Raw genomic sequence first — 21708 nt, 5'->3', positions numbered from 1 at the left:
GAAAAAGGAGATCAAAGGATGATAGTCGTAGATAAAAAGAAGTATAAAATGGCAATTGATGAGGTTGCGAAGGAAGTTCATGTACAGGTGCACGGATTAATGAAAGAGGAAGATGTAGAAGGTTACATGATAGATTTACAGGATACGATTAATAAAGTATCAAGACAAAACTATACGTTTGTTGTCGATGGTACGCACCAAACACCAGTACCATCAAAGGTTGTACCGCAGTTGGAACAAACGATGCAATTTTATTCTAGCTTAGGATTTAAGGATATCCTTGTAGTAAAACCTTCTTCTAAAATTGCTCAAGTGCAAGTTAGGAATGCACTTGAAAGAATTAAGTTCACAGGTACATTTATCGATAAAGTAAATCATTCTATGTGATGTTAGGCCCAATAGAAAGGGAATTTTTATTTTATAATTTGAAAGGAAGATCAATAAGTGCAAACAACACAAGAATTGTATACTTATGAAATTATAACGAAGGAACAAACAGATTTAATTCAAAAAGCAGCTGAGTGTCTAGCTCGTTCATTCATCGGAATGGATGTTTCAGGGAAATGGGTTCAGGAACCGATGGTAGGTCAATTAAATATAGGTTATGAAGATTTCTATGCGTTTACCAAGGATTATTTAGACTCTACAATAGAGCAAGGATACTGCGCAGTGGCTCAGAATATTAATAATCATGTTGTTGGTGTGCTTGCTGGAGATACAAATGCACCAGAGATTATCGGAGAAGATATATTTGAAGGTTCTTTTTATGATATGAATGTAATTCTTCGTGTTCTGGAGGATGTGGATAAACGTTTCATGGAAGATTATAAAAAACGAAACGGAAAAGAAATAAAAGATGGAGAGTTATTACACCTGTTTATGTTAGGAGTAATAGCTGAACATGACCGTCACGAAATTATTCAGCAATTAGGAAATACATTGATAACAAAGGCATCAACACAAGGGGTGAAGGCTGTTTTAGGAGAAGCAACAAACCCGAAGTCAATACGTGTAATGGAAAAATATCATAATATGAAAAAATATAAAGATTTAGAAGGAAATTATATTGTTCATAAATATCAGGATAATAGTAAGCTGATTGGTATTCCTACAAATGTAGCGGATGGAACATATATCCTTATAAAAGAGCTTTAAAATATTCATAAATATTAGGAGTTAGGGGATTTATTTATAATGGAAGCTATTATGCTAGGAATAATTGTTATCTTAATGGTGGTATCGGTGTATTTTGCGTACCGATATTTTTCACTAAAACATCGTTCTCATATTCATAAAGAAATAATAAATGGAATGAAAGAAATATCAGCGGGTAATATCACAAGCATAGTCGATGAAAGAAGTACTGATCATGCTGTATTTAATCAACTTATTGAGTTTTTTAGCAGTGTAAGGGAAAAGTTCATTTCATTTTCAAAAAATGTAAATGAAAAAGGAGAAAATCTCGCTGAAATCGGTGATTATGCATCTGAGAAAGCAGATATAGTTAGAGCGGCAATTGATGAGGTAGGTAGAGGATTACAGAAACAATTAGTAGCTACAGAAGAAAGTGCCGAATCTATGGAAGAAATGTCACAGGCTATCGAAGAATTATCAGTGAGATCAAATCAAATTTCAGAACAATCGATTACTACATTAGAATTGACGCAAGAAGGAAACGAGAAGCTAAAGGATTCCTTAGGAAAAATGGAGCAGTTTAATCAAACGGTAAATACAACATTCGATGCAATAAATAAACTCGGAGAAAAATCTCACGAAATCGGAACTATTGTAAAAGTGATTTCAGGGATTGCAGAACAAATTAATTTATTGGCACTGAATGCGGCAATAGAAGCTGCCCGTGCGGGTGAACATGGTAAAGGATTTGCGGTTGTTGCGGATGAGGTTCGAAAGTTGGCCGAACAATCACGCCAGTCTTCTATTGAAGTATCAAATATTGTTAAGAATATACAAGAAGACACTGACATAGTTGTCAACTCAATGCAGCAGGGAACAGAAGAATTTAAAGATACAAATACGACTATTGTAGAGGTTGGAACCATGTTCGAAAAAATCCTATCTACTACAAAGATCATTGCTGAAAATAATGAACATTCTTCTGCAAGTACAGAAGAATTATCTTCTTCTTCTCAACAGATAATGGCAACAATTGTTGAGATAGCTTCTATCTCTCGAGAATCTGTTGAAATGTTTGAGGAATTAATAGAAATTAGTGATGATGAGCTAAATACAATGCAAAAACTTGTTCAGGAAGCAAAGAGTCTTGTAGAGTTAAAAAATGATGTAAATAAATTACCACTTACATGAAATCATGGTTTTGAAACTGCGGATGCTAAAGTGGGTCAAGATGCTTAAAATAAGGTCAGTGTAGCAGTATAAAGATATTCACCATGCTGACTGATAAATATGAGAGTGCTTCTTATAGGTTGATCCAACTTGTGGGAAGCATCTTTTTATGTGGGAAAAACTGTAGCAGTGCTATCCGGTTTTTTTCTGATTTTTAAAAAATAAAACTACTTCTAGTAAAAACATCAAGGAGGTAAAACAATGAAAGAAGTACAAAAATTATTTCCTAGTATGGACGGGAATGACTTTCAAAGAGAGGAAATATTGTCCTACTTTAGGACAATATTAACGAAAATAGATGAATTAAAGGATCCTAACAAACTAACTCTAGGAGAAATGCCCGAGTACACGGAGGATTATTATAATCGTGTCATTCAAAAGGCAGGTGTTCCGAAAACGGGTGTGCCGATGGAGGAAGTGATTCAGGATCTTCTAAAATTGGTAGAAGGACACCGATACGTCAATCGAAATTATGTAGCCAATGCAGCGCCACTTCCGAATATTGCCAGTATTATCGGAAATTTAGTAATGGTGCTAGTCAATGGGAACAACCTTTGGGATGTGGAAGGCCCAGCAGCGGCTACAGCAGAAATCGAAGTAACTAGTATGTTATCCAAACTTATCGGATACGATGAAAACATCAGTGCAGGATATACAACTTGGGGAGGACAAGGGGCTGTCTTTAACTCTTTACGTCTTGCCATTGCTCGTTACGCGCCATCCTCTAATCGAAATGGTGTACCGCAAAATCTTTATTGCTTCTGTTCAGAGCTCTCACACTACAGTCTGTATAAATCTGTAGAAGCAACTGGGATTGGCGTAGAAAACATGATTCGCGTGAAAGCTAATGCTGATCATTCTATGAATCTAGAAGATTTAAAAGAAAAAATGGAGCATGTTATAGCAAATGGCGGCGTTCCTCTTTATGTTCTTGCCTCAATGGGAACTACTGATACATTTGGGGTTGATGATATTGAGGGAATTAAGCGGATAGCGGAAGAATTGGAACGCACACATTACATATATCCAATCTATATCCATGCAGACTCTGCTATGGGTGGCATGTATACATTCTTTAATAATTACGACTTTAAAAGTAATCCTTTGCGATTTGAAGAAAACGTTAATGAAGTATTGAAATCCTATCAACAAAAGTTTAAACATATCAAGCTTGCAGATAGTATGGTCTTTGACTTTCATAAGCTTGGACAAACGCCATATATTACTAGTTTATTTTTAATCAAAAACAGAGAGTATCTTAAGTATGTTGATTTAGATGCAGCGGAAACGCCGTATGTTGGGAATCGAGGTTATGGTAGCTATCATACAGGTTACACGCTCGAATGTTCGCGAATGGGAAGTGCTTTGGCGATTTATGCGTCTTTATTAGCATTTGGAATCGAAGGCTATCAAGAGCTTTTAGCTAACTATATTCGTGTCAATATTGCATTTAGAGAAACGTTAATAAAAGAAGTTTCGAATGTGGTGATCACGAATGAGGTTTCGCCGATTACAACATTCCGTTTTTATCCTGAAAAGAAAAAATGGAATGATGAATTGAACGGAAGTTTAACCGTAGAAGAAATGACGGAAATTAATCAATTTAATGACGAGTTTGCTGAGGTAATTGGTATCGAACGTGATACCGTCTTCTTTGGAAATACCAAAAAGCAGTGTCTCGTGAAAGCAGCAAACTCAAACAAGCGGATATCCGTATATGCGCATAAATTTTTTGCAATCTCGCCATACACAACAATAGAAGAAGTCGACCGTTATGTTGGATTTCTAAAAGAACACTTAGAATTTTTTCTGAAAACGAGAAGTAATGAGAACGTATTAATAGGATCCTAACCGCCGCATAATGAAATAAATATCATCTTTGTGTTAGATACAAATGTGATTTTCACGTTTGTTTCTAACACAGGGAACAAAATAAGATCACCCCAACCTCTTAGTTAGAGCCAAAAAGGCGATTTATCTCACGTAATGTGGATAAATCGCCTTTTGTATTGTTAAGCATATAAAGCTAAATGAATCATTAGTTCAATTCCAGCTGGTATGGCTGCCTCATCAATATCAAATTTCGGATGATGGTGAGGATACTGGCTATTTTCACTTTGCATCCCTACGTTAATAAAGGCACCTACTTTTTCTTTTAAGTAGTACGCATAATCTTCCGCTCCGAGTACTGGATCAAATGGTAAAAACACCTCATCACCAAACGTCTTTTGGATGATTTCTTTTGCAACTTCACATGCTTCTGGATGATTGTATACTGGAGGCGTGCCTTCGATGAAATGATAATGGCCAGTTGCGCCAAAGCTTTCACAAATAGATTTCGTCAGTTGAGCAGTTTTTGTATTCATCAACTCAGCGCCTTCATACGTTAAAGCTCGAATTGTACCCTGTAAATGTACTTTATCTGGAATGACATTGTATGAATTTCCAGCCTGCATGCCTCCAAATGAAATGACACCTGCATATAAAGGATTTAAATTTCTACTAATAATCGATTGGAATGCCTGTATCAAATGAGTTGCGATGTAGATAGGGTCTACTGTTTCGTGTGGACTACCCCCGTGTCCACCTTTTCCTTCAATAACAATGTCAAAGTCATCGCTAGATGCCATTGCAGGACCAGTCGCAAAACCAATTTTCCCGAGCGGCATATTGGACATATAATGAATGCCGTAAATGACATCGACTCCTTCTAAAACGCCTTCTTCGACAAGCTGCTTCGCCCCGCTCGGTGATGCTTCTTCAGAACTTTGGAAGATTAAAACGATATTATTTTTTACTAAATGCGGGTTCGTACTCATCCATTTCGCGACTGCGAGTAAAGTTGCCGTGTGTCCGTCATGACCACAGCCATGCATAACGCCAGGAACCGTTGAAATATAAGACTTATCTCCTTCTTCATTCAGAGGAAGTGCATCCATATCCGCTCGAAGTGCAATCGTCTTTTTCCCTTCAGTGCCTTTAAAATACGCCACAATATTTGGAGCAGAAAATTTAGGATTAATTGGGATACCAAATTCATCTAATTTCCCTTTTACATAGGCAGCTGTTTCATACTCTTGACCTGACAGCTCAGGGTACATATGAAAATGTCTGCGTTGCTCAATTGTCCAAGCGATTAAGTCTGAATCTACTAGTTTTGTTTTATTCATAATAATACCTCCGTTAGTCTTTTTATTATGCCGAGAAAAATTAAATTCAGCAAGAGTTTGGCCTCTTGCTGAATAGTTAAAACGGTCCGTAATGAATAACTTGAGCAATAATTAAGAAAAGAATTGTGATGACTATTTGAATCAATAGTAAAGGGAACACCCATTTTACCCATCTAGTATAGGGTATTCCTGCAACAGCAAGTCCAGCAAGTAATACGCCTGAAGTTGGGAAAATAGAATTGGAAATACCATCCCCAAGCTGGAAAGCAAGTACTGCAGTTTGTCTTGTTACTCCTACAAGGTCAGATAAAGGTGCCATGATTGGCATTGTAAGTGCCGCTTGCCCACTTCCTGATGGGACAAAGAAGTTGAGAAAGAGTTGTAAAAAGAACATGCCTATTGCGTTCGGAATAGGCGATAGCTGACTTAAAAAGGTTGATGCGTAAAATAAAACAGAATCAATAAGTTTCCCATCTTGGATTACAACGAGAATTGCTTGTGCAAATCCAATGATTAAAGCACCACCAATAAGGTCTTTTGCGCCGTCTATGAAACTATCTGCCATTTTGTTCGGACTTAGTTTACCAACAACTCCGATAATAATGCCAAAAAGTAGGAACAAAGAGGCGATTTCAGTTATATACCAACCTAATTTGATAACTCCGAAAATCAATACGACAAAGTTCAGTAAAAAGATGGATAAAATCCATTTATGGCGAGTGGTTAGCTTAACAGTAGAACCGACGCTCACTTGACTTCCTTTTTGAACGTTTCCAATAAATTTCTTTTCAGGATTGGCTTTGATTTTTTTTGCGTAACGGTAAACGTATATGACTCCAGCAAGGTATAGCGTAGCGAATAATACAATACGGAGGCCGATCCCAGAGAATGTAGGCAACTCGGCAATACTTTGTGCGACCCCAACATTAAATGGATTTAAGATTGCACTCATGAATCCGATATTTGCTCCGATTGAAACAATGGCAAAACCAACCATTGCATCTAGCCCTAAAGCAATCGCGAGTGGGGTGATAATCGCAATATATACAATGGTCTCTTCAGCCATCCCCATTAATGTGCCGCCTGCTCCAAAAAACAACATAAGAACAGGGATTAGCAGTAATTCTCGATTGGAAAGTCTGGCTGTTAAATTTAATATCAATGCATCGAGAGCGCCTGTTGTTTTTAAAATTCCAAAAGCCCCGCCAATAATTAGTATGAAAAAGATAATGCCAGCACCATTGACCAAGCCGGTATGAATACTAGTAAAAATATCAAAAAAACCGACTGGAGATGAATCTGTAAAATGAAAAGAATCAGGATTGACAATAGTACGACCGTCTTTTTCTACTCGATCATATTCCCCAGCTGGCATAATGTAAGTCAAGATAGCCGAAATGACAATCACAAAGAATAGTAATACAAATGCATTAATGTTGAGAGCTTTCTTTTCTTTGCCTTTAGAATGATTTTGGTGTGTAACTTCGATGTTTTTCTCCATCCCATAAGCTCCTTATAAGTTTATTTGTGAATTTTTATACAGTTCATTGTAGGTTATATTCATTTGATATGCAATATATTTTTATAAAAAAATAAGATTACAAAAATAACTATAAAATTTCATATGAGGGATAAAGAAAGGATATTTCATTTCTAGCATAGTATTGAATTATGTATTTAGAAAAAGAGAATACTTTTCATCGTAGGGAATATATACATATTAGGAATCAAAGTACACACTTTCTGTTAAAGGGGGAAATCGCATGAATAAGTCAATAAATGATAAGTTGTATGAAATGAGAAATAACCTAGTAAATGAAATTACTTTATTAGATGATGTTCAATTTAATAGTGAACCTGAAAAGAATATGTGGAGCATTGCACAAGTTTGCCACCACTTAGTTTTAGTGGAAGAAGCATCTATAAAGGTTATTACATTGGGATTAAAAGAGATGGATAGTACTCCAAAAGAACGAAAAAAAATTCACCATATATTAATAGATAGAACGAAAAAGTATAAAGCTCCGAAAATCGTTGAACCGGATGTAGGACCATTTGAAGTCCAGCAAATAATCGATTTGTTAAACGATTCGAGAACTAAATTGATGACTTTTCTTAGTACGATAGAAGATAAATCCATATTGGCAGAAAAATCAATGAAGCATCCTGCTTTAGGTGAATTACCTCTGGATCAATGGATCGAACAGATATATGGGCATGAACAGCGGCACATCGAACAAATAAAAGAGATAAAATTACTTCTAGCTGCTAAGCACTAAATTGATGGTTATATACAGTTTCTTGTTTGAGTAAAGGGAAGTTATTTATTTAAAAAGGAATGCTTGTTTCTGAATCTAGGAAAAGTTAACAAAAATAAAAAAGAGGTAAATCCTTGTATTTTCAAGGGCTTACCTCTTTTTAATATCCACTTCGAAGTCGATAGATTTCCAATTCTTTTTTGGATGTTTTTTCGAATGCGAACTCAATTTCTCCTTTAAGTGCATTTACTGAACGATTCAATTTATTTGCCTCCTTTTTAATAGCTTCATCTATCTATATAATGAGACAAATCATCTCAAATAATAAAAGAGAATATGTAAATTTTTTTCAATAAATTTAATTAATACTCGGATTCAGAAACATTCGTGTTAAATCAAATAAACGTGAATGTTGTGATTTTTTGACGCTGGGAACAAATTTAAAAAGTGGTATAATTAGAGAAAACAGGAGGTATGATATGGAAATTTTGATTCTAACTGTTATATTTGGCTTAATATTAATAGGTGTACTTTCATTTCCCCTCTTTATACGTAGGATACTAATAAATACGTCACAAAATTCGAACCCTAAACTTTCTATAAATTCAGAGCAGAAGATTGAGCAAAAACTAGATAGGATTATTGAATTATTAGAGAAAAGTAATTCTAATTCGTAATAAAAATACTCTGCTCCATTAAGCAAATATCCTGAGTCAGAAACATTCATGTTAATTTAAACAAACGTGAATGTTGTGATCTTTGTGTTTGTATCTGACACAACAAACAATAAGGGGTAATGGGAATTACTTTGAAGTTGGTATGGATGATTTTTGGCCATCCCATATATTACACAATGATAGAAATCTGAAAAGGGAGCAGCTGGAATGTCTAATAAAAGAATTTTATATTCACTGGCCCTGTCTATTCACCATTTTTAAGTACGAACTTAGTTGGAACAGAAGAAGGCAAACAAAGTGACCCTTTCATATTGGCTATTTACGCCATATTAGGATTGGTAGCTATAACTGTATTCTATATAAGTAAAAAGAAAAAGAATATGAAGTATTTTTCATTTGTGGACATTCTGTTGTTTCTTATAAGTGGGTTTATTACTTTTTTCCATCCAATTGGTCCTTCAAGTATTGTTGTAGTCATTATCGTGCTGCATTTATTTTTGTACTGGAGATTTACTAAAGATCTTTCTTCAAAAGCAAATAATTAATTTTGAAAACCCGGGATGCTTTTTTGGCCACAACCGGGTTTTATTGTACAACCAGCAAGGGCGAATTCCATTGCTTATGGGATTGAAAGTATTGAAAGTTATTATAATGGAGAACCTTTCTTTTGAAAAATATTATTTATTTAATGGCATTAGATTAGCTTCACTTTTCAACGAACGAACAGTAAAATCCAGATCAAAGCGTTTAAGCTAGGATCTGGTTTTTATTATTTATTTAAACTGAAGAATCTTGCCCAGCCACTTGACTCACTCGCTGTTTCTTAGACTGCCTAAAATAAAGCAATTCATAAATACATGGAATCACAATCAGCGTAAGTAAGGTTGCCATGGCTAACCCGCCGATAACAACAATTGCTAGGCTTTGTGATACTAAACTTCCTGTTTCTGCTTGTTTCACTAGTAGTGGAAGCATTGCACAGATGGTTGCAATTGCGGTCATGAAGATTGGTCTCATCCTTGTTGCTGTTGCTTCAATGAGCGCTTCACGAATAATCATTTTTTGTTCATTTTGTTTTACTCGGTCTAGAAGCACAATCGCATTTGTTACTACAATCCCAATTAGCATCAATGCTCCTAATAGTGCTGTAATATCAACTGGTATTCCGCTAATAAGAATTCCTAAAATAGCGCCAATTGCTGCAAGTGGTAGGGAGCAAAGAATTGCAATTGGTGCTTTGATTGACTTAAATGTGATGACCATTATTAAAAACACAATTCCAATAGAGACAAGCATAATGAGAAATAAGTCTGTAAAGTCTTCTGCTTGTTGGCTACTTGATCCTCCAACTAGAACCTCCACATTATCAGGTATATCCATTGCTTCTTGTTCTTTATTATCGCCGAATATCTCTAGATTTACCTTACTTGAGATTTTGGATAGCTTCGCAGGATCAACGGATGCGGTTACACGTAGATATGTCTTCCCATCTTTATGGAACTGGTTGGTGGATCGCTCTTCACTTTGTAAGGTTGCAATAGATGAAATCGGGACAATTCCTGTTTCGGTCTTGACTGGGATATTTTCCAAGTCTTCTGTTGTTATCATATCTAGGATAGGTTCTATGAATACCATTTTTTGTTTATCATTTAGTTTAATGGTGCCGATAGGTGTTTTATTTATCATCACACCAAGTTGTTGTGCGATTTGTTCTGTGTTTCCATTTGTTGGATCTACTATGAGGGAGTGTACGGTTTTCTTTTTATCTTGATTGGTCGTAACTTCCTCCACACCATCAATGTCCTGCACTTTTTCTTTAATAGTTGTTGCAGCTTTCTCGAGATCGGCTACATTTTCACCGACTACATCAATGGTGATAGTTGTACTTGCTCCTCCCATCATAAAGGAAGCTGAACTTACTTCTAATAGGGCATTAGGATATAGACTCTTTTTCTTTTCTATTTCTTTTACGATGAAGTCTGTATCTTTTTTGTCGTCTAATAAAATACTGAAAGTTGCTTCCGTCGGTGATCCAACCCAGCCATATTGTGCTGCTTCCGATGGAGAACCTACCTGTGAGAATACATGTTGTACATCATTCATTGCTAAAATAGATGATTCAAGTTCAATTGTCTTTTCCTTCACTTTTTCTATTGGTGTATCATTCGGATAACTTAATGTTACCAACACATAGTCAGCAGATGAGCTATCAACTGCCCCTTTTGGAACGACAAAATAAGCACCAATGGAACCGATAAACAGGAAGATGGAAATGCAGAAGATAATCCATTTGTGATTTAATGACCACGTAACTATTTTTGGAAACTGAATAGCTGGTTTATGTTCGGGAAGCTTCGTATTCTTTAGTAATCCCGCACTCATTATCGGAACTACAGTTAATGCGACGATTAAAGAAGCAAGCAAGGAGTACGTAACTGTTAAAGCGAATGGTAAAAGGAATTCTTGAAGTCCTCCATTCAATAAACTCATTGGTAAGAAAACGGCTACTGTCGTTAATGTAGAGGCAGTAATAGCTACTCCAACTTGTTTCGTTGCATCAATAATCATTTGTACTGAAAACTTCTCTGTTTGCATTTTCCGGAATATATTTTCGATTACAACTATACTATCATCTACTAGACGACCAACTGCAACTGCCACACCGCCAAGCGTTAAAATATTTAAAGTCACGCCAGACCATGATAGAAGTATTAGGGTGAAGCAAAGTGATAAAGGAATCGATACTATGGTTATAAAAGTAGTACGGATATTTCGTAGGAAAATCATAATTACAATTGTCGCAAACAATGCACCAATCAGTACTTCCTTTATCATCGTTTGAACAGAATTTTTAACGAGATCAGCAGAGGAAATGTAAAGAACAGATTCCTGCTGTTTATAATGTTTATTGATAGCCTTTGTTACTTTTTCAACTTCTTTGCTAATAGTCACAGCATTGGAGTGACTGTCCTTTGTGATGCTAATATCTAAGCTATCCTTTCCATTGAAACGACTAATGAAATTCGCATCATTTGTTTCCTCGACTGTTGCGATATCCTCAAGCTTCACATTTGGTGCAACAGTTAACCCTTTCAGTTTCGCCATGCTTGTTATATCGCCAATTACCTTAATATTGCTTGTTTTTCCGTCGATTATCTTCTCACCGATTGATACAGCGGTGTTTTGACCTTTAAGAATACCCATAACCGCTTCAAGAGGAATCTGCTTTTCAGCTAATTTTTTATCATCCAACTTGATGGAAATAATCGTATCTGTAATTCCATATACATCGACATTGGATACCCCTTTGATTTCTTGATAACGAGATAGAAGCTCTTCACGTGCAAATTCCATATTTTCTGTAGTCAAACCATCTTCAAACGAGATGGCAATGTTAGCGATTGGAATCATTGACGTATTAAGCTGGGAAATTATTGGCTTAGATATATTAATAGGCAAAGCCACATTGCTTAATGCATCTGTCACATCCTGTTTCGCTTGTTTCATATCGTATCCCGCCTCAAAGAACAGGTCCACTTTAGAGAATCCGTCGCCAGTTGTAGAATAAACGGATTTTTTGCCATCTAGTCCTCTAACGGCTCTTTCAATAGGCATGGTCACTTCAGATTCCATCGTTTTTGAATCCGTTCCTTGCCCCATGGCAATGATGGTGACTTGTGGATTGTCTGCTGAAGGTAAGAACTCCATTGGTAGTTTAAAATAACTGACCACACCGACAATTAATATTAAGAGGCTTAATACAGTAACTGCTGCTTTGTTACGAAAAGCCCACTTGGTAAAACTCGACATATGAAAACTCCTCCTTAAAATTCAAAAGTTTGATAAATAATATGAAGATAAATGCGAGATGAAACATCTGAAGACTTACTATTTTTTCAATTCAATGTATGCTCCCTTCTTTCAATGTTTAGTTGTATCTTCATTGTAAGAAATGGCAACATATTCCGCACTGAACCTTAGATTTAACTTTCACTACGGCTAAAGGCTGACAAGTTTAATTTATAACAAAAAAGCTACAATGACCGAATATTACCGGTTACTGTAGCTTTGCATTTCATCTAATTAGGACCTGCTCAGGAATTGTCATCTATAGCAAGGTATCTTCGCTTAATATCTTTTTTGGGGAAAGTGATTTTTAGTGTTTCATTGTGAAAAGAGGTGATTGTTTCTTTTTCGGAAATTGAATATGGGAGGGGGATAACGTGCTCTCGTCGTTGATAAAATTGTTTTCTTCCCGTGTGGTTCTCATAATTGACTTCTTCTAGAACGGAATTCTCCACTCCAATTCTTAACTGATTACCGATGATTTCTAATTGAATTTGGTTCTTCGTACAACCTGGTAATTTTGCTTCAATAATCACTTCTGAGTCGGTTTCATATGTGTTAATCCAGTGCGGGTTAGCGCTAAGATGAGTGTCTATATGCTTAAAGAATTGATTGAAATAAGAATCCATCCCATTTATCAAATTCAATAGGGAGAATGGTTTGAAATCCATATCAGACATTCTAACGAGCTGATCGTTATTCTCCTTTGGGAGGTTGTCATTTCCAATGGTCATTTTTACTCCTCCTTTTATAAATGCTATTCATGAAATAGATTATGTTAGAAAGGACAATTGGTTGTGGGCGTTTCATCTATTAATGTTGCAACTATAGCAATGATTGCCGAACCTTTCCACAAGACAGGAAGGAATGAAAAAGTGTATCGTAGTAATTGTGTATATGAAAAATATAGGAGGACTACATATGAATACTAAATACGAAAAAATCTTTCAATCTTTTACTTTTCCTTCAGGGATAGAGGTAAAGAATCGAATAATGATTGCTCCAATGACCACTTATTCATCACAAGATGATGGAGAATTATCCGAACAAGAGCTAGCTTATTATAAGGAGCGATCAGGCGGGGTTGGGGCATTTATTACAGCATGTGCTTATGTCAGTATAGATGGAAAAGGATTTCCTGGTCAATTCAGTGTCGATGATGATATTTTCATCCCTGGACTGAATAAACTAGCGAAAACAATTCAATCGAATGGAACAAAAGCGATTCTGCAGATTCATCACGGAGGTAGACAATCACCACCAACATTATTGCCAGATCATCAGCCTATTTCCGCGAGTGCTATTGCAGCAGAAAGGGAAGGTTCACCAGTCCCTCGAGAAATGACAGAAGTAGAAATACAAAATACTATTAAAGCTTTTGGTGAGGCAACGCGACGAGCTATTGAAGCTGGATTTGACGGAGTGGAAATTCATGGTGCCAATACATATCTACTACAACAATTCTTTTCACCACATTCAAATCGAAGAGAAGACCGTTGGGGGGGTTCTCTTGAAAAAAGAATGCAGTTTCCTTTAGCTGTCTTGGATTCTGTAAAAAAGGCTATTTCTGAACATGCTAAAAAACCATTTATGGTAGGGTATCGTATATCACCTGAAGAAGGAACAAATCCTGGCATTACGTTGGAGGATACGCTCCAATTTGTTGATAAGCTAGCAGATCAAGCACTCGACTACTTGCATGTATCTGTCATGCATTTCTGGAATGGTTCATTCCGTGAGAAAAATGAATCCCAATCAAGGATTATCAAAATTTATGAAAAAGTTGGCAGCCGTGTCCCGATAGTAGGCGTTGGTTCACTTCATACACCAGATGAAGTAGTAGAGGCATTAGAAACAGGTGTCCCGTTAATCGCATTAGGCCGAGAATTGCTTATGGAGCCAAAATGGATTGAAAAAGTGGAAGCTGGACAGGAAGATCAAATACGTACAACTCTATCCAAAAATGATCAGAAGGAATTAGTAATCCCGGACCTATTATGGGAGCGTCTAGTGAATGTAAAAGGTTGGTTGCCGGTAGAAGAGTAAGTATTTTCGTTGAAGTGTGGCTAACACCTAGAACAAGGTATAAAATTTTATTGAAATAATGGTATACTAGTGTACTTAGGTAGATTAGAAAGTTATGGACCTAATTGAAATGAAGGTATCCGAAACCTCTCCTTTGGTTGTATTCGGAAACGCTGACGGAGGTGTCAATATGAATAAAAAATGGACTATTGAAAGTATCCGTGAATATGTCACGAAGAATTCAGATAGTGTATTACTGTCAAAAGAATATATAGGATACTCGCAAAAACTTCTATTTAAATGTTCTTGCGGAAATAATTTTGAAAAAACTTTCACTAAATTTAAAGGTAACAATCAGAAAAAATGTACAGACTGTTTAGCACCTAGGCCGTCTCGTTAAATCTTGCGAATTTATAGAAAGAGCTGTCGAAAATGCATTTCGGCAGCTCTTTCGTTTTTTTTTTATGAGAAAAAAAGTGGCCAAATAAATAACTAGTTCTTGTCTTATAAAGCTTTGAATTATTCATGGCATTTTAAAAGGTTTTAGAAATTTTTTATAGAAATAAACATATATAGAGTAGGGAAACATAAAGAGAGCAAGCTTGTTATTAGGAGTAAGTCATAATAAAAGAAATATGTTGAAATAAATGTAGTAAATGAAAGGAGTAATGCACGATGAATTTTATTACATCATTATTCGATTCACATATTGACTTATATATTAGACTAATTGTAGCAACGTTTATAGGGTTTTTAATTGGTTTGGAAAGGGCTATTAAGAATAAGCCGGCGGGGATTCGAACGCATATATTAGTCTGTTTGGGATCAACACTTGCAATGATTCTATCGACGTTAAATACAGGTGAAAATATGGATCCTATGCGTTTAGCAGCTCAAGTAATTAGTGGGATTGGGTTTCTTGGTGCGGGTGTCATTTGGTTAGATAAGGATAATGTAAAACGTGGTCTTACTACTGCAGCGAATCTTTGGATTACTGCTTGTGTTGGTTTAACAATTGGTTATGGAGCATATGATTTAGCTATTATAACTGCCATTTTAATGTTTATTGCGATGAACTTACCGAAATTTGTGGAGAAAATGGGAATATTACCATCAAGAGAAAAAGAAGAAGATGATAGCGATGGAGAATAGGAAGACATTAATTTTAACGTGTTAATAATATAGATAGTAATTTTTTGAATGTTGTTCTATTCTATATTAAGAAAATAGAATCAATTTATGAACAGTATGCAGCAATTTTATGGTAGAGGGATGGATAATGTGGAGAAAATTATTAATGATTCAAGTGTTCAAAAAGAAAATCAAAATATGAATAATATAGATGACTGGGTGGCTCATTATCGTACCTTTTCTAAGGAAGGTAAAAATGCTTCTTATATCCCAGCTTTAGAGAAGGTCAACTCTTCCAATTTAGGTATCACCATCATAGGGCCTGATGGGACCATGATAAAGTCTGGTGATTGGAATGTTCCTTTTACTTTACAAAGTATTTCCAAAGTAATCAGCTTTATCGCTGCATGCATGCACCATGGTATTCCTTATGTATTAGATAGAGTGGATTTAGAACCAACTGGTGATCCATTTAACTCCATTATTCGTTTAGAAATGCATAAGCCAGGAAAGCCGTTTAATCCGATGATCAATGCTGGAGCCATTACAGTTTCCTCCATTCTTCCAGGACAGACTCCAAATGAAAAATTAGAATCTATCTATTTATTAATGGAGAAAATGGTTGGGAAACGACCTACATTAAATGAGGAAGTGTTTGTCTCAGAATGGCAAACAGCAAATCGAAATAGAGCTTTAGCCTATTATTTAAAAGAAACAGGCTATTTGGAAATAGAGGTTGAGGAAGCTTTAGAGGTATATTTGAAACAATGTTCGCTTGAAGTAACTACGGAAGACATCGCTATAATAGGATTAATCTTGGCGCAGGATGGATATCATCCAATCCGAAAGGAACAAGTTCTACCTAAAGAAGTAGCCAGATTAGCTAAAAGTTTAATGCTGACTTGTGGGGTTTATAATGCTTCTGGTAAATTTGCTGCTTATATTGGAATACCAGCAAAGACCGGGGTATCCGGTGGGATAATGTCGGCCGTTCCTCCACGTGTTAGAAATGAAGAATTTCCTTTCCAAGAAGGATGCGGAATTGGCATTTACGGACCAGCCATTGACGAATATGGAAGCAGTGTAGTTGGTGTTATGTTATTAAAGAAAATAGCGGATACATGGGATTTAAGTATTTTCTAAAAAGCAGCTTATTTAAAGGATTATTATAATAGAAGGAATTATAAAAGAGCTCTACAAATTTCAGATTATGCAATTTGTAGAGCTTTTATCTATTGTTTAGGAGTGTATCGTTTATGAAAGTCACTGATACTGCAAAATTACATTTAGAAAAATTAGAAGTTATTGACATACCACATTTAATAGATCTATCCAATTCTGTAGGATGGGATTACGACCAAGCTGAAATTGAAACAATAATGTCTTCGGGAAAAGTTTATGGATATAAAAATGAAATAGGTGAAATTGTATGTAGTGCAGCAATTATTGAATACGATTCAAAAATAGCGTCAATTGGTATGGTAATCGTTAGACAGGACTATCAAGGGGTGGGACTAGGGAAAAAAGCTACACATAAATGTATAGATTCTATTCCAAATAGTACGACGATTATGCTAATTGCAACCGAGGAAGGAAAACCTATGTATGAAAAAATGGGTTTTAGTTCAATAGATTCCATCCAAAAACTGATTTGTGATTTCTATGAACCTTGTGTTGCTAATGGCTTACCTAATAATATTAAGCCATTTAATGAGAAAGATTTAACATCATTAATACAATTAGATATTGAGGCTTTCGGTGATAATAGAAGAACATTTCTTACTAATAGAATAAAGCAGTCAAAAGAAGCTTTAGTTATGAAGAGTTCGGATGGAAAAGTTACTGGTTATGGTCTCTCAATAGCAGGACCTGTTAATCTAATATTAGGTCCTATTGTAGCTCCAGATTCTGAGACAGCATTAGCATTAGTTAATGAACTAGTGAAAGATCATCATGGTAAATTCAGAATCGATGTACCTTCTGGAAATGAAGATTTTATAGCTCAGTTAAAAAAATGTGGTTTTTCAAGAGTAAGTAAACCTCCTATTATGATTAAAAACTCAAATGAATTACCCGTAAGAAATAAAACATTATTTGGAATAGCCGCACAGATCTTTGGATGAGAAACCTTTTCTAGCCTTGCAGTCAACATTCAGAGAGATGTTGGCTTTTTTCTTTTTTATGAAACTAATTCAATATATAAACGTATATAAATTTAAGAGGGAAAATTTAGAAAATAAAGATACCTAGTTTGATTTAAACGGAGGGGTATTATGAGAAAAATAATTACTTTATTAATTACTATAGTAAGTTTAGGAATTGTAAATTGGATTATTACATTCTTATTTAATGCTAGTTTTATAGATATTGCAATTCCTTTTGCAGTTGTGGCATTATTTTCTATTTATTTGTTCACGATGGAAACCGGGAGGCTAAATCGACAAATGGATTTGGAAGTTCAAGGTTTAACTGCTCAAAGAATGGAGTTTATTAATCGAATAAACAGTGTGTCGTTTGTTTTTTTAGGATCTGTTATCTATTTTTTCTTAACACTTGTAGCTACTTTCTTCATATATAGGGAGTATTTTTTCAATTGATATGTTTAGGGGTAGATGGGAAAGTTCTATAATGAGTAGCTTTGTAAGCGTTTTATTTAAATTTTTGCTCGGTTTCATAGGTATTATGTTAATTAGCTGTACACCAGTGCTACTCACAATAAACGATACTTTTGATTTTTCCAAGTATTTTAATACTTTTGTTGGGTTATTAAAGGATTTAGCCGATCCATCTAACTGGCATTTGAGTAATTTTAATTCTTCCACGTTTGAGAAAAGAGAAATATCTTTCCTCAAATATTTTAAGGGACCTTATCTATACTCTTTGTCCGTTCTAATTATATCTATATTGTTGTCATTTTTTACTGCTCTTATATTGGCGTTTATAACGATGTTATCAAATAGAAAGATAAAAAAAAACGTTCTACAAATAACCAAAATTTTAGAGTCATTTCCTGATTTTTCATACGTCTTTCTTATTCAAATGGTTGTAGTTCAAGTATATATAACAACCGGATATCGGATTTTATCTTTTTATAGTCTAGGCGGTAATTTGGTATATGTTGCCCCTATTGTATGCTTATCAGTTATTCCGACACTATTGTTTTTCAAACTTTTCCTTTTGTTATACAAAGAGGAGTTGAACCAGCCTTATGTGGAATTGGCAAAATCTAAAGGTTTGACTAAGGTAGAAATATTAATATGGCATTGTAGTCCCAACGCTTTGAAAAGTGCATTTTTTCAGTCTAAGTCAATTATTTGGCTTACTTTATCCTCTTTAGTTATTATTGAATATCTGTTTGGGATGAAGGGAATTCTTTATTATTTAAGAGCAGATTTTAGCCCAACAGGTTTAACTTTTATTCTTTTCTCTGTTTTTGCACCATTTTTTATCTTTTATTCGTTCGTTGAGGTACTTGTAGATAAAGGAAATATTGAGCGCAACGTCATTTTTGAGAAATTTAATTTGCCATTTTTACATAAGCAACAACTGCGTTCACTACTTAAGATTAGCAATATAAGAAACAGCCTATCATCTATTTTTATGAATCGATCTAGTAATCGATTCAAGCGATGGGACATAATCCTGCCGCTTTTAATCGTGCTTGGGCTGCTATCTATTAGCTTTTTGTACACCATTTTATTTCATGATCAAATCGATCAAATTAATTATATCTATAATGAAGATGGAAAGTTAATAAGCAGGGCACCACATCCGCCGTCTAAAAATGTATTCTTTGGGACAGATCCATATGGTTATTCTATTTTGCAACAGTTATTAGTGGGAATGAAATACACTATACTGCTCACTTTAATTATTGCAACGATTGGAGTAGTTGCGGGATATTTATTGGCGATTGTATATGTATTTTATATGAATAATAAAAGCCGAAAAGTGATAAATGCGATTGCAGATGGCATGCATTTTCTACCATTAACTTTGCTTGTATTTATCTTGTTAAATCCGGTACTTATTAATTCTACAGGGGTTTGGAGTACTACATTAACGGAGCGATTAGTGGTGCAAATATTAATCATGTCAATCATTGTCTTACCAGTCACAACGAGTTCAATTGGAAATGAAATGAATGAAACCTTAAAAAAAGAGTATGTTCAAAACTCTGTAATTATGGGGGGGTCATTAACTTGGGTCATATGGAAGCATATTAATCCACAGTTATGGACAAAGCTAGTTTTATTTTGGACTCAGCATATTGTACAAGTGCTTCAAATGTTTGTTCATTTAGGAATACTTTCGATTTTTGTAGGGGGAGCGGCTTATTACGCAGATACACCTTATCGATTAAAGCCTGATATATCCGAGATTTCTGGGATGATAGCAATTTCTAGAGATGTTTTTGTAACCAAACAGTTCTGGATGATTATTCCACCTTTATTCGTTTTCATGCTCTTAATCTATTGTTTTAATTTGATTGCAGATGGAATATCTAAGAAATCAATCGCAAAGGGTATGTAAAAGTAAAGGAATAATTCTGTTTATATATTACTTTAAAATAATATTTTTAAGCTGTCCAGGGGGTAATCCCTTGTGGCAGCTTATTTTTATTGCTATTAACTTGTCCTACACTTTATTTTATTGGTTCTTTTTTAGGTAGGGAAGTGAATATACTCTCTTAGTAGCTCTATGTTTTAAATTTTAAAGGAGGCTGCTTGTTGGAGAACATGAAAGATATAATCCTGCAGCAAACCAATCATGACTTCTATCATCGTGTGGGCAAAAGGAGCGTTGATATTATAGGAAGTATTTCAATACTTTTCATTTGTGTTCCGATGCTTTTATTTTTTTCTATAATACTCTTCTTATTTTCTGGAAGACCAATATTTTTTAAGCAAGTGCGTTCTGGCTTGAATAATGTTCCTTTTTTGATTTGGAAATTTCGTACGATGCAAATTGAGTCAGAGGAATCTAGTAGCCATCAATATGAATGGAAGAATGAAGTTCCTAAAGACTTTTCATTCGCAAAACCGGTACATTTAAACGTGACAGCCTTAGGTAGAATATATAGGAAGTTCAGTATTGATGAAATTCCTCAATTATGGAACGTACTAAAAGGGGATATGAGCTTTGTAGGACCCCGTCCAGAAATGGTCGAAATTACATATTATTATTCTAAAGAACAACAGAAACGACTGCTCGTAAAACCAGGAATTACAGGATATGCACAAGTCCATGGTAGGTCAAATATTATGCATGGTGAAAAAATAGCGCGTGATATGTACTATGTGCAAAATTGTTCATTTTTATTGGATATAAAGATTGTAATTCGAACGATTCTTATTGTGATTACTGGGAAAGGGGCTTATTGAATATAAGCTATATGGACAAGTAATATATTTCAATAGTTTTTCAAAAGGAGTAGTAGAAGTGCTTGTAGATATCCATAATCACATTTTGCCGGGACTAGATGATGGAGCACAATCCATGGAAGAAGCAATATTACTTGCTACAAACGCAGTAGCAAATGGTGTAACGCATATAATTGCTACTCCACATCATCTGAATAGAAAATATACGAATTCTTCGGCGGAAGTGAAAGAAGCAGTAGCAAATTTATATAGGGAACTTTTTCGTGAAAATATTCCCGTGAAAATCCTTCCGGGGCAAGAAATTCATTTAACTGCCAATATTCTTGACGAATTAGATAATAATTTATTAACCCTGGCCAACAGTGGCAAATATATATTAATAGAACTACCTAACAATCATATTCCTACTAATACTTTAGAGGTCTTTTATCAAATTCAACTAAAAGGATACATTCCAATTATTGCACACCCAGAAAGAAACTCTGTACTAAGAAGAAACAAACAATTGCTATATGAGTTCGTGAGTAAAGGGGCACTTATCCAAATAACAGCATCGAGTTTAATAGGGGTTAATGGTAGAAGTTTAAAAAAGTACACGAAAGTTCTAATCAAACACAATTTAGTACACTTTATATCTTCAGATGCACACCATTATTTAGAAAGACCTTTTTTGTTAAAAAAGGCTTATCAATATATTACAAAGAAATTTTCCAAAAGCCATGTTACTTACTATTGTGAAAATGCCAACCATGTCATATTTGGCACAGAGTTTCAACCGTTACCACCAATTTGTTTCAAAAAAAAATCGTCAAATATGAATTAACACTTGATGCTATTCGAGTGGACGTGCAAA

20 protein-coding genes are annotated in these 21708 nt (G+C 35.0%); 16 read left to right on the top strand and 4 right to left on the bottom strand.

Features of this window, described 5'->3' with window-relative positions; all coding sequences use genetic code 11:
* Window positions 1-18: 18 nt before the first annotated feature.
* From ACEPXD_RS13800 to ACEPXD_RS13785, 4 genes are all read left to right on the top strand, one after another.
* Window positions 19-387, top strand: a complete 369-nt coding sequence (locus ACEPXD_RS13800; RefSeq protein ID WP_391116801.1) for a hypothetical protein — start codon at window positions 19-21, stop codon at window positions 385-387.
* Between the two features lie 57 nt (window positions 388-444).
* Window positions 445-1155 (top strand): hypothetical protein, encoded by a 711-nt coding sequence (locus ACEPXD_RS13795; RefSeq protein WP_391116799.1) that lies wholly within the window; start codon window positions 445-447, stop codon window positions 1153-1155.
* 39 nt (window positions 1156-1194) lie between these two features.
* Window positions 1195-2325: a methyl-accepting chemotaxis protein gene (locus tag ACEPXD_RS13790; protein WP_391116798.1), complete on the top strand. Its 1131-nt coding sequence runs from the start codon at window positions 1195-1197 to the stop codon at window positions 2323-2325.
* Window positions 2326-2565: 240 nt separating this feature from the next.
* On the top strand, window positions 2566-4215 hold the full coding sequence (locus ACEPXD_RS13785) for a pyridoxal phosphate-dependent decarboxylase family protein (RefSeq protein ID WP_391116796.1): 1650 nt from the start codon (window positions 2566-2568) through the stop codon (window positions 4213-4215).
* A 161-nt stretch (window positions 4216-4376) separates the two neighbouring features.
* Here the strand turns inward: ACEPXD_RS13785 and ACEPXD_RS13780 are convergent, their stop codons facing one another.
* Window positions 4377-5534, bottom strand: coding sequence for a M20 metallopeptidase family protein (locus tag ACEPXD_RS13780; protein ID WP_391116794.1), 1158 nt, complete (start codon window positions 5532-5534; stop codon window positions 4377-4379).
* A gap of 76 nt (window positions 5535-5610) precedes the next feature.
* Entirely contained in the window at window positions 5611-7035 is a 1425-nt protein-coding gene (locus tag ACEPXD_RS13775) for a YfcC family protein (protein ID WP_391116793.1), read from the bottom strand.
* 262 nt (window positions 7036-7297) lie between these two features.
* Between ACEPXD_RS13775 and ACEPXD_RS13770 the strand changes: the two genes are divergently transcribed.
* The 3 genes from ACEPXD_RS13770 to ACEPXD_RS13760 all read left to right on the top strand — a co-directional run bounded on the left by ACEPXD_RS13770 (window position 7298) and on the right by ACEPXD_RS13760 (window position 9014).
* A complete protein-coding gene (locus ACEPXD_RS13770) occupies window positions 7298-7813 on the top strand; it encodes a DinB family protein (RefSeq protein ID WP_391116789.1) in 516 nt (171 codons plus the stop codon).
* 458 nt (window positions 7814-8271) lie between these two features.
* Window positions 8272-8469 (top strand): DUF4083 family protein, encoded by a 198-nt coding sequence (locus ACEPXD_RS13765; RefSeq protein WP_391116787.1) that lies wholly within the window; start codon window positions 8272-8274, stop codon window positions 8467-8469.
* A 311-nt stretch (window positions 8470-8780) separates the two neighbouring features.
* The gene (locus tag ACEPXD_RS13760; protein ID WP_391116786.1) at window positions 8781-9014 is read left to right on the top strand and encodes a hypothetical protein; all 234 of its coding nucleotides are present in this window, start codon (window positions 8781-8783) and stop codon (window positions 9012-9014) included.
* A gap of 232 nt (window positions 9015-9246) precedes the next feature.
* On the opposite strand, the gene ACEPXD_RS13755 is transcribed toward ACEPXD_RS13760, so the two are convergent.
* Both ACEPXD_RS13755 and ACEPXD_RS13750 read right to left on the bottom strand, forming a co-directional pair.
* Entirely contained in the window at window positions 9247-12279 is a 3033-nt protein-coding gene (locus tag ACEPXD_RS13755; protein WP_391116783.1) for an efflux RND transporter permease subunit, read from the bottom strand.
* A gap of 284 nt (window positions 12280-12563) precedes the next feature.
* Window positions 12564-13049 carry an Hsp20/alpha crystallin family protein gene (locus ACEPXD_RS13750; RefSeq protein WP_391116780.1) on the bottom strand — a complete coding sequence of 162 codons (486 nt, stop codon included), beginning with the start codon at window positions 13047-13049 and terminating at the stop codon, window positions 12564-12566.
* Window positions 13050-13236: 187 nt separating this feature from the next.
* Here ACEPXD_RS13750 and ACEPXD_RS13745 point away from each other — a divergent pair, with 187 nt between their 5' ends.
* From ACEPXD_RS13745 to ACEPXD_RS13705, 9 genes are all read left to right on the top strand, one after another.
* Window positions 13237-14361 (top strand): NADH-dependent flavin oxidoreductase, encoded by a 1125-nt coding sequence (locus ACEPXD_RS13745; protein ID WP_391116778.1) that lies wholly within the window; start codon window positions 13237-13239, stop codon window positions 14359-14361.
* Window positions 14362-14530: 169 nt separating this feature from the next.
* On the top strand, window positions 14531-14740 hold the full coding sequence (locus ACEPXD_RS13740) for a hypothetical protein (RefSeq protein ID WP_151700782.1): 210 nt from the start codon (window positions 14531-14533) through the stop codon (window positions 14738-14740).
* A 275-nt stretch (window positions 14741-15015) separates the two neighbouring features.
* Entirely contained in the window at window positions 15016-15492 is a 477-nt protein-coding gene (locus ACEPXD_RS13735) for an MgtC/SapB family protein (protein ID WP_391116775.1), read from the top strand.
* Between the two features lie 138 nt (window positions 15493-15630).
* Window positions 15631-16614 carry a glutaminase gene (locus ACEPXD_RS13730; protein ID WP_391123246.1) on the top strand — a complete coding sequence of 328 codons (984 nt, stop codon included), beginning with the start codon at window positions 15631-15633 and terminating at the stop codon, window positions 16612-16614.
* A 113-nt stretch (window positions 16615-16727) separates the two neighbouring features.
* Window positions 16728-17594 (top strand): GNAT family N-acetyltransferase, encoded by an 867-nt coding sequence (locus ACEPXD_RS13725; protein ID WP_391116773.1) that lies wholly within the window; start codon window positions 16728-16730, stop codon window positions 17592-17594.
* A gap of 150 nt (window positions 17595-17744) precedes the next feature.
* A complete protein-coding gene (locus tag ACEPXD_RS13720; protein ID WP_391116771.1) occupies window positions 17745-18068 on the top strand; it encodes a hypothetical protein in 324 nt (107 codons plus the stop codon).
* 1 nt (window position 18069) lies between these two features.
* Window positions 18070-20004, top strand: a complete 1935-nt coding sequence (locus tag ACEPXD_RS13715) for an ABC transporter permease subunit (protein ID WP_391116769.1) — start codon at window positions 18070-18072, stop codon at window positions 20002-20004.
* A 206-nt stretch (window positions 20005-20210) separates the two neighbouring features.
* Window positions 20211-20855: a sugar transferase gene (locus tag ACEPXD_RS13710; protein WP_391123244.1), complete on the top strand. Its 645-nt coding sequence runs from the start codon at window positions 20211-20213 to the stop codon at window positions 20853-20855.
* Window positions 20856-20913: 58 nt separating this feature from the next.
* Complete coding sequence (locus ACEPXD_RS13705) at window positions 20914-21678, top strand: tyrosine-protein phosphatase (protein ID WP_391116767.1); 765 nt, start codon at window positions 20914-20916, stop codon at window positions 21676-21678.
* Window positions 21679-21708 lie beyond the last annotated feature (30 nt).

The sequence above is a fragment of the Psychrobacillus sp. L3 genome (genome assembly GCF_042945595.1).
Classification (GTDB): Bacteria; Bacillota; Bacilli; order Bacillales_A; family Planococcaceae; genus Psychrobacillus.
The sequence above is the reverse complement of the archived record's forward strand: the minus strand, read 5'-3'. Positions and strand labels throughout refer to the sequence as shown.

Coding starts and splice junctions, on each gene's coding strand:
- ACEPXD_RS13800 (WP_391116801.1), top strand. CDS start 19: ATGATAGTCGTAGATAAAAAGAAGTATAAAATGGCAATTGATGAGGTT.
- ACEPXD_RS13790 (WP_391116798.1), top strand. CDS start 1,195: ATGGAAGCTATTATGCTAGGAATAATTGTTATCTTAATGGTGGTATCG.
- ACEPXD_RS13785 (WP_391116796.1), top strand. CDS start 2,566: ATGAAAGAAGTACAAAAATTATTTCCTAGTATGGACGGGAATGACTTT.
- ACEPXD_RS13780 (WP_391116794.1), bottom strand. CDS start 5,534: ATGAATAAAACAAAACTAGTAGATTCAGACTTAATCGCTTGGACAATT.
- ACEPXD_RS13775 (WP_391116793.1), bottom strand. CDS start 7,035: ATGGAGAAAAACATCGAAGTTACACACCAAAATCATTCTAAAGGCAAA.
- ACEPXD_RS13770 (WP_391116789.1), top strand. CDS start 7,298: ATGAATAAGTCAATAAATGATAAGTTGTATGAAATGAGAAATAACCTA.
- ACEPXD_RS13765 (WP_391116787.1), top strand. CDS start 8,272: ATGGAAATTTTGATTCTAACTGTTATATTTGGCTTAATATTAATAGGT.
- ACEPXD_RS13755 (WP_391116783.1), bottom strand. CDS start 12,279: ATGTCGAGTTTTACCAAGTGGGCTTTTCGTAACAAAGCAGCAGTTACT.
- ACEPXD_RS13750 (WP_391116780.1), bottom strand. CDS start 13,049: ATGACCATTGGAAATGACAACCTCCCAAAGGAGAATAACGATCAGCTC.
- ACEPXD_RS13745 (WP_391116778.1), top strand. CDS start 13,237: ATGAATACTAAATACGAAAAAATCTTTCAATCTTTTACTTTTCCTTCA.
- ACEPXD_RS13740 (WP_151700782.1), top strand. CDS start 14,531: ATGAATAAAAAATGGACTATTGAAAGTATCCGTGAATATGTCACGAAG.
- ACEPXD_RS13735 (WP_391116775.1), top strand. CDS start 15,016: ATGAATTTTATTACATCATTATTCGATTCACATATTGACTTATATATT.
- ACEPXD_RS13725 (WP_391116773.1), top strand. CDS start 16,728: ATGAAAGTCACTGATACTGCAAAATTACATTTAGAAAAATTAGAAGTT.
- ACEPXD_RS13720 (WP_391116771.1), top strand. CDS start 17,745: ATGAGAAAAATAATTACTTTATTAATTACTATAGTAAGTTTAGGAATT.
- ACEPXD_RS13715 (WP_391116769.1), top strand. CDS start 18,070: ATGTTTAGGGGTAGATGGGAAAGTTCTATAATGAGTAGCTTTGTAAGC.
- ACEPXD_RS13710 (WP_391123244.1), top strand. CDS start 20,211: ATGAAAGATATAATCCTGCAGCAAACCAATCATGACTTCTATCATCGT.